Origin of the sequence: Anaerococcus sp. (genome assembly GCF_030825785.1) — a bacterium.
Lineage (GTDB): Bacteria > Bacillota > Clostridia > Tissierellales > Peptoniphilaceae > Anaerococcus.
This window is the reverse complement of the sequence record NZ_JAPJPG010000055.1, coordinates 1-8,135: the sequence shown is the minus strand read 5'-3', so window position 1 is coordinate 8,135 and position 8,135 is coordinate 1. Positions and strand designations below refer to the sequence as shown.

Here is an 8,135-nt window from a genome sequence, read left to right as displayed (position 1 = left end):
GAAAATTCCCACTAGATCCTAAGTCTAGCGCGTCTGCCAATTCCGCCAATCCCGCATATGGGGTGAGTAGTGAGATTCGAACTCACGGCCTCCTGGGCCACAACCAGGTGTCTTAACCAACTGGACCATACCCACCAAGCCATCACTATTTCATGATACCATCATTGAAGTAGCTTGTCAAGTTTTTCTAACAATTATTTTCTTTTTTGAAAGTTTCAATTGTCATGTATCTCTCTCTCAACAATAAACATAATACCACGTTTTTTATTTTTGTGCAAGTTTTTTTGCAAAATTTTTCTTTTAGGCCTACAAGTAGTAGAATAGAAACAGAGGTGAATTATGAAAAGTAGAAAAACTATACTTAAAATTTTTGCAATCGTGATTGCTATAGCCATGATAGCGCCTATTATCTATGGCGCCTACAATTCTTTTGCTGGTCTATGATCTTAGAAGAGATTGGATTTTCTGATAAGTACAATTTATGTAGGCTTAAAGTTTCTGGAGAGCTTTTTTATATCTCTTATGATCTTTTTAATGACCTTTATATAGAGAAGAATGAAGAGCTAGACTTTGATGTTTTTTCTAAAATCCAGGCTGATAATTCTTACAATAGGGCAAAAAACTATATTTTAAATAGGATTTCTTATGCCAACAAGACTAGCTTTGAGATAGGAAAGATCTTAAGGGATAAGGGCTATGAAGCTGATGTTACTGAGAAGGTAATTGAATTTTTAACTTCTTATAATTTAATCGATGATGAGTCTTTTGTAAAAAGTTTCATAGCTGATAAGTCTTCAATTAATGGCTGGCCTAAGAATAAGATTAGGTATAAGCTTAAGCTTAAGGGGATTCCAGATTCCTTGATCGATGAGAATTTGACCCTAATCGATGATGACAGGGAATATGAGAAGGCCCTTTATTTTGCTGAAAAAAAGGCTCGAGGTGATTATTCTTTTAAGATGAAAAACAAGGTCTATAGGCATCTCGCCTCCAAGGGCTTTGATTTTGATATTATAGGAAGGGTTATGGGTGAGCTTTTCTCATGAGTCATTTTGTCTATATATTAAGGTGCGCTGATACCAGTCTTTATACAGGATACACCACTGATGTCAAAAGAAGATTAGTCTGCCACAATTCAGGTAAGGGTGCTAAGTATACTAGGGCAAGACGTCCTGTAAAGCTAGTTTATTTTAAGGAGGTCTCCTCCATGTCTGAAGGGCTTAAGCTTGAATGTGCTATCAAAAAACTTAATAAGAAGAAAAAAGAGGACTTAGTCCGTGACTTTAACTTAGAAGATTTCTCTTCTTAAGTTCTGTCGCGTATCTATCTCCTCTTCTTTTTATGGTCATTTCGAATAAGCCCATAAGAGAAAATCCAAATATTTCACATTCTAGGCCGTATTCTTTCGATTTTTCTCTCATGGCTTCTTCGATTTTTTCTTTGTTCTCATTTCTTAGAAAGTCGATTATAACCATTCCCCCTATGTTTCTCGCCTTGAGATTGTAAACTATGGGATCTATCAATTCCATATTTATGTTTTCCAAGAACTTATCTTTTTTGTTAGTACTTTTATTACTATTAGAATTGACATCTATTACTGTCATTGTTTCTAGTTCATCGATAATTAAAGAGAGGTCCCCATAGACTGGTCTTTTTTCTTTAATTAATTCTAGAAAATCCCTAAACTCAGGAAGATTTCCTATCTCTACTTTTCTTATTTCTTTGTCCTTATTTTCTTCTAGATAAATGTCTTTTAGGCTATTTTCGTAAAGGATTTTGGGTGTTGGGAAGAATTTTTCTTCTTGAATAAGTCTAGTTTTAAGGCTCCCTATAGCTTCAAACTTTTCCTTATCTCTTTTCATCCGCTCCTTTTGCTTGATAAGTCTTGCGAATCTTTTGACATAGTAAGTATCATTTTCTATTTTAAAATTAAGAGATCCCAGGGCTAGCTTGCCATTTGCGGGATCTCTTACGTACTGGACAATGACATTGTCCCCAATCTTATAGGATGTTTTGGAGTTTAGATAAAGGGTTTTTCCCTTATCGTATTCTACAAAGTAGGCTCCAAGGGCGTCATTTTTGTTTACGACCTTACCCCTGTAGATATTACCAAGGAGGGAGTCGTAGAATTTAATTTCCACTATCCTACCTTCCTTTACCCTTCCCATAAGCTTTTCTTTTTCATCTACAAATATAAAGTCTGTCATTTTTTAAACTTCATCTTTAACTTTTCGAAGAAACTTAGGTCTGGGACAATTACATAATTGTCATTGATGAAATTGTCGATTTGCTTGTCAAAACCCTGGCCTAGGTTGACATTTCCTAGGTAGTTTTTGCCGTAGGATTCGATTTTTTCTTTGGATAGCCTTATATCTGTATCTGGGCTTGTTCCATTTATAAAGAAGCTATCTTCGGCTATTGTCTCTGGGAAGTTTCCTGCTTCTACTATAAATACAGATTTCTTCTCATCGACAAGCTTTATGTCAAGGGAGTCTATTACTAGATTCTTATATTCTTCTTCTTTGAGAATCTTGTCCATATCTTCCTTATCGATTTCTTTCTTATCTTCTAGGAGGGGAGCTATAAGGAAGTCGAGATTTTCGTCTTCCCTTACCCTAACTTCCTTGAAGTCATTTACCCCCTTAAGATAATCTGCCAAGTCATAGGTAATCATCCCATCTTTGTCGTAATAGTCTTCGATATTTGATTCATTTCTTTTAGTAGAGATGAGGAGGGTCTTGCCAGTTTTTTTGAGCCTTTCTGCCAAAGATACTGCAAACTTTACCCTGTCCTTATCTATTTGTGAATTGATTATATAAACTTTCATAAGAGATTAATTCCCTTCAGTGCTTTCTGTGTTGTCTGTCTCGTTATTTTGCCTGGTATTTGTCTCTTCTGTTGGATGGCCACCATCATTTCCATCAGGATTTTCGCCTCCAGCGCCTTGGCCATATTCTACTTGTCCTATATCTTCACTAGAATCTCCAGAGTTTGAAATATCTACTTTAAGGTCGAAGTATTTGGCCACGATGTCCCTTACGATAGGACTTACGTTGTAGCTGGTATCTCCCTGGGTTAGGATAACAGATACTGCAATTTCTGGATCATCATATGGAGCAAAACCAATCATCCAAGCGTAGGATGAGTAGTCTGATCCGTCGGCGTTTTGTCCTTCTACTTCTGCTGTACCAGTTTTGACACCTATATCCATAGGAAGCTTGTTAAGAATCGGATTGTTTTGAGCTACTAACAAGGCTCCGTATTTGATATCTTCAAGATGTTTGGTATCCTTGATGTCAATTCTTTTACTATCTGGAACATTTTTGAAGAGGACTTCTTTAGAGTCGTGGTTGGCTATCTTATTAATCAAGGTGTACTTGTTTAGGTAGCCACCATTTGATATAGTCGCCATCACCCTATTCATCTGAATTGGTGTGTAGGCGTTTTGTCCTTGGCCTATTACTATATTTAGCATGTCAGTAATGTCCCAATTAGCTTGGTTAAGGAAGGTAAACTTGATAGTGTCTGCAAGACCAGCTATTTGTCCATCGTAGATTCCTATTGGTTCATATCCCTTCTCGTCCAAGAACTCTATTATCTTATCTCTAGTCCATCCTTCTGGATCATCTGCGAATGAAACTATGTCCTCAATGTCCTTCTTGTACTCATCACGAGTCTTCTTTACTCCGTCCTTGATGAAGATTGTTAGGTTGTTTTCCAGGTATTTTTTGAGCATGGTCTTGGTTACTTCGACTTTCTTGCCGATTGATGGAATGTTTCCAACTGTTTCGTTTGGTATATTTATCTCAATTCCTGTCTTTTGGTCAAGGCCGAGTTTCTCCGCTGCAAGTCTTATATCGTTAAGCTCAAGTTTTACTCCTAGGGTGTCCCCATCTTCTGGGTTCTTGCCCAAGGCTAGGGTGTAGAAGTAATAGTTACACGAGTCTCTAATTGCCCCATAGAGGTTTTCTTCTCCGTGAGTTGACCCTGTCTCTGTCCAAATCAAGCAAGAAAATCTCCTATTTCCAATATCCATAAAGCCGTGGCAGTAGTTTACAGAAAGTGGATCGAGTCCCTTTTCTAGTGCTGCAAGACTTGTTACAAGCTTAAAGGTTGATCCTGGCATAACCGCTGTTTGGGTTGCTATATTAAGCATTGGTCTTGGTACAAGTGGACCAGAACCTTCTTCTACCTGGAGGCTCTCCCAATCTGATGCTGATACTCCAGTGGCGAAGATATTCGGATCATAGTCTGGGTATGATGCAAGGGCTAGGACTTCTCCAGTCTTTACATTACTTACGACAACTGCCCCACTTTCAGCATTTGGAGCTGACTTAATTGGTGAAAATGTTCCGTATTCTGAATTGTAGCTTATCCCTTCTCTGATTGCATCAAGGACTCCCTTTAGGGACTCTTCGGCTTGTTCTTGGAGGTCTCTGTCTATAGTAAGGTAGACATCGTCTCCTGGCTCTGATGTAGACTTAGATATAGTCTGACGTCTGTTACCTGCGGAGTCTACTGTTACGAGACTTCTACCATTCTTACCCTTGAGATTATCCTCGTAGGATTCTTCGATTCCAGTCTTACCTATGATTTCATCTCTGAGATAGCCCCTGTCGTTTACATATTTATCAACCTCATCGCCTGTTGCAATTGGTCCCATATATCCTAGGACGTGGCTTGCTAGGTATCTATTTGGATAGTTTCTAATTGGTATAGTATCTACTATGATTCCGCTTGCCTTATCTATTTTTTCTTCGATCTTAAGGACTGTAGATTCGTCCACGTGATAGACAATATTTATTGGCCTATAGCCGAAGTTGCCTTGGCGGTTGAGCTTATTGTCTATAGTTAAGATTCCTATAGCTTCTTGGTCGCTATAGTCTTCTAGCTTGTCTACTTTCTTAATGTAAGAAAGAATCTTTCCTGCATCTTTTTCTTCTGAGAGTATGTCTACTACGTCGTCTGTGCTGTTTGTCTTATCCTTTTGGGCGTAGTAGGTATAGAAATCCTTCTTGTCTTTGGTGAAGGTATAGGTCCACTCTTCTGGGTCCTCATCTGTGATATCAATGTTTGGATAGATATTGTTTTTGGTATTGGCATTTTGGGCCATGTACTTGATTTCTTCCGAAAGAATTAGCTTCTTAAGTAGCTTATTTTCATCAGCAAGCTTTACAAGTTCACTTACAGCAGATCCTGCTTGGGGATTTTTGAAGCTTACATCAACTGAGTAATTGTTCTTATCATCATCCTTTTCAGTAATAACCTCTGTTTCGAAGTTAGCGTAGATTCCCATATTTTCAAGTTGCTCTATTAGGATATTAGCAGGAATGATATATTCTCCTGAATCATCTACACTAGCTTCTGTCAATACTTCTTCTATGGTTGAATTTTTGACAATCTCATAGAAATCATCGGAAGCAGTTGATTTATAATCTACATTTGGGAAAAGCTTGTGAAGCTTGGCCTTTTTTTCTATGAAATCTTCGTCGCTTCTTACAGCATAGTCTTTAAGGACTAGATCTCCTTCAAGACCATTTTCAACAAGCAAGTCATAAGCAAGTTTTCTAGCGTGAGAGTTTTGGAGGATGGTTAGAATTACTGATTCATCTTCTCCAACAGATTCTACAATCACATCCATTGGATCGTCGTTTTTACTAAAGCCTATTGATTTTAATTTCTCTCCGGAGTTTTCCTTAAAGCTTATAGCAAGCTCCCCATCTTTTTGGCCAACATGGCAAGGAATATCGATTCCCCTTTTCTTTAGGGCAAGAAGGGCTGTGTTTGCCGTTTCATATTCGATTCCTTCCTTTTGGTAGGACGAAGAGATAAATTCTCTTATGAGATTGTTATCAATCAGAAGGTTTACCACCTTATCCATAGGCATCTTCTTGTGGTCAAAGTATGTATCTTCGTCCTTGTACTCAAAGGAGTTTAGCCTTAGGTTAAAGTCTTCGGTATAGTTTACTCCGTCTTCTTCTAGAATATCGACAAGCTTTGATATATTGTCTATCTTCTTATCCTCATCCATGCTTGACATTTGATCCTTGTATAATTGGACCGTAAAGGATGGTATAGAGCTTGCTAGGATTTTGCCGTTTCTGTCATAGATATTTCCACGACTTGCAATCTCATCAACTTCTTTTACTTTTCTATTGTCAGACAAGTCTCTGTAGTAGTCTCCCTTAACTAGCATTACCTTGCTTAGCCTAATAACTATAGCAAGGAATAATACTATGACTAGGATTTGTACAAAAATCAGTCTTTTTTCTCTTGTTTTTTTCACTTAAACACCCCTTATATCTTGTAAGTTGGAATGTACATGATTTTCTTGACAATAATATTGTAGAGTAGATAAACTAGACTGTTTAGAACAATTTCTATAATTAGGGCTAGAGGCACGTAGGTTAGTATATCAGCTCCAGGCTTTCCTAGGATAAGGTATATCAATGATATTAGAATGAAACTTCCTAGACTTGCTATAGCTGTTACAATCGCTCCACTTGACTTATCTTTTGGAACTTTCACCTCTCCTACAATATATCCTATTAGATAATAGCTTAGGGCCCTTACTCCTATAAATGGTGTTAGAAGAAAGTCTTCCACTAGACCTAGGATTAGCCCGCTTACACTGCCAGTTTTTCTTCCCAAATATTGGGATAGGACGACTATGGCTGGTATTAGAATATTTATATTTGCTCCAAATATATCTATCTTAGAAAATACAGATGTTTGGAGGATAAATGATACTAATAATAATATAAAGGTCTTAAATTTATTCATCTACTTCTCCTTGATAATCTCTATTTTCTATAACCTCATCTACACTGTATTGGTCAGTTTTCTTTAGAATCAAGACCCTATACAAGTGAGAGAAATCCACTGGTGAGTTTAGGGTAATGTTTTTCCTTAGAGCATCTTCACTCATAGTTACATTGGATACTGTTCCTATATAGATTCCTTCTGGGTAAACTCCACCAAGCCCACTTGTTAGTAGGACGTCTTTAGTCTCTACTTCACTATCGACATCTAGCATGTAACCTTGGATAGTCTTTTGAGTGAAGTTATCAATCACTCCATAATCCCCACTCTTGGAATTGATGAAGGATACGTCATTTGACATAGAATTTATTGTCTCGACCCTTGCTGTTGTCGCATAGACTTCTACTACTTTACCAACAAGACCTGTATAGTATTTGCTATCACCTATAGCCTGAAGGATGATGTCATTTTCCTCGATTCCATCATTTTTGCCCTTATCTATAGTGAAGTTCTTGGTCATAGAGTTTGAGTCTGTGTTTACAACTTTCGCCTTCATGTAGGAATTTTCTGAATTATCAAGGGCGTTTTTTTCTTCTTCTAGGAAGTTTTTCTTGCTAATAATTGTATTTAGCTTAGCATTTTCAATCTCTAAAGCCTTGTTTTCTTCCTCTAATTTCTCTACAGCTGCCCTAGTCTCCTTAGAACCTAGACTTCTTTCAACTTGCTCCTTTATGGTAGAAGATACGGAATAAGTTACTTTTTCTACTGGAGCAAAGATTGTGTTAGCTATATTTGAACCTGTTTCGTTAATTTTTTCTGTTTGGGAAGAGATTGTTATGAATAAAATCAAAACTACTAAAGTTACGACAAAGCCCTTCCTATCTTTTTTCTTTCTTCTATATGCCATAATTACCTACTTACGATATTTCACAAATCTATCAGGATTATCTAAAATAATTCCTGCACCCTTTATAGCATCTGTAAGAGGATCTTCTGAGATATTTACCCTAAGACCAGTATTGTCTGAGATATATTCGATAAGCCCCTTAAGTCTTGCAAGTCCTCCTGTAAGGAAGATCCTATCTCTTTTTATATCAGAGCTAATTTCTGGCGGAATTTTCTCTAAGACTTCATAGATTAATTCACAAATGTCATTAGCAAAAGGCATGACGCATTCAACCAAATCCTTGCTTTTTACTTCTATAGTCTTTGGCATGGCAGTCTCAAGGTCTCTTCCATCGACCTTCAAAGTATTATTTTTGTCTGAAACTTTAAGACTTATTAGATTCTTTTTTACAACTTCTGCTGTATTTTTACCCATTTCTAGAGACAACTTATTTCGTATCAATTCTACAGTCGTATCATCTATATAG

Annotated in this window: 8 protein-coding genes and 1 tRNA gene; 2 read left to right on the top strand and 7 right to left on the bottom strand. The window is 37.1% G+C overall.

Going from position 1 to position 8,135, the window contains the following annotated elements:
• Nucleotides 1-58 precede the first annotated feature (58 nt).
• Nucleotides 59-135, bottom strand: a tRNA-His gene (locus RCH56_RS06945).
• 305 nt (nucleotides 136-440) lie between these two features.
• Between RCH56_RS06945 and RCH56_RS06940 the strand changes: the two genes are divergently transcribed.
• Together RCH56_RS06940 and RCH56_RS06935 are read left to right on the top strand one after the other, a co-directional pair.
• Entirely contained in the window at nucleotides 441-1,046 is a 606-nt protein-coding gene (locus tag RCH56_RS06940; protein ID WP_306484253.1) for a regulatory protein RecX, read from the top strand.
• Nucleotides 1,043-1,309: a GIY-YIG nuclease family protein gene (locus RCH56_RS06935; protein ID WP_306484252.1), complete on the top strand. Its 267-nt coding sequence runs from the start codon at nucleotides 1,043-1,045 to the stop codon at nucleotides 1,307-1,309. The genes RCH56_RS06940 and RCH56_RS06935 overlap by 4 nt, the downstream gene beginning before the upstream one ends.
• On the opposite strand, the gene RCH56_RS06930 is transcribed toward RCH56_RS06935, so the two are convergent.
• From RCH56_RS06930 to RCH56_RS06905, 6 genes are all read right to left on the bottom strand, one after another.
• Nucleotides 1,284-2,207 carry a ribonuclease E/G gene (locus RCH56_RS06930; protein ID WP_306484250.1) on the bottom strand — a complete coding sequence of 308 codons (924 nt, stop codon included), beginning with the start codon at nucleotides 2,205-2,207 and terminating at the stop codon, nucleotides 1,284-1,286. The genes RCH56_RS06935 and RCH56_RS06930 overlap by 26 nt on opposite strands.
• Nucleotides 2,204-2,827, bottom strand: coding sequence for a hypothetical protein (locus RCH56_RS06925; protein WP_306484249.1), 624 nt, complete (start codon nucleotides 2,825-2,827; stop codon nucleotides 2,204-2,206). The genes RCH56_RS06930 and RCH56_RS06925 overlap by 4 nt, the downstream gene beginning before the upstream one ends.
• Before the next feature lie 6 nt (nucleotides 2,828-2,833).
• On the bottom strand, nucleotides 2,834-6,286 hold the full coding sequence (locus RCH56_RS06920) for a penicillin-binding transpeptidase domain-containing protein (RefSeq protein WP_306484248.1): 3,453 nt from the start codon (nucleotides 6,284-6,286) through the stop codon (nucleotides 2,834-2,836).
• 11 nt (nucleotides 6,287-6,297) lie between these two features.
• Nucleotides 6,298-6,783 (bottom strand): rod shape-determining protein MreD, encoded by a 486-nt coding sequence (mreD, locus tag RCH56_RS06915; protein WP_306484246.1) that lies wholly within the window; start codon nucleotides 6,781-6,783, stop codon nucleotides 6,298-6,300.
• A complete protein-coding gene (mreC, locus tag RCH56_RS06910) occupies nucleotides 6,776-7,669 on the bottom strand; it encodes a rod shape-determining protein MreC (protein ID WP_306484245.1) in 894 nt (297 codons plus the stop codon). Before mreC ends, mreD begins: the two co-directional genes overlap by 8 nt.
• A 6-nt stretch (nucleotides 7,670-7,675) precedes the next feature.
• Nucleotides 7,676-8,135 (bottom strand): rod shape-determining protein (locus RCH56_RS06905; RefSeq protein ID WP_306484244.1); only part of this gene is annotated, 460 nt, incomplete at its 5' end.

Coding starts and splice junctions, on each gene's coding strand:
- RCH56_RS06940 (WP_306484253.1), top strand. CDS start 441: ATGATCTTAGAAGAGATTGGATTTTCTGATAAGTACAATTTATGTAGG.
- RCH56_RS06935 (WP_306484252.1), top strand. CDS start 1,043: ATGAGTCATTTTGTCTATATATTAAGGTGCGCTGATACCAGTCTTTAT.
- mreD (WP_306484246.1), bottom strand. CDS start 6,783: ATGAATAAATTTAAGACCTTTATATTATTATTAGTATCATTTATCCTC.
- RCH56_RS06925 (WP_306484249.1), bottom strand. CDS start 2,827: ATGAAAGTTTATATAATCAATTCACAAATAGATAAGGACAGGGTAAAG.
- mreC (WP_306484245.1), bottom strand. CDS start 7,669: ATGGCATATAGAAGAAAGAAAAAAGATAGGAAGGGCTTTGTCGTAACT.
- RCH56_RS06930 (WP_306484250.1), bottom strand. CDS start 2,207: ATGACAGACTTTATATTTGTAGATGAAAAAGAAAAGCTTATGGGAAGG.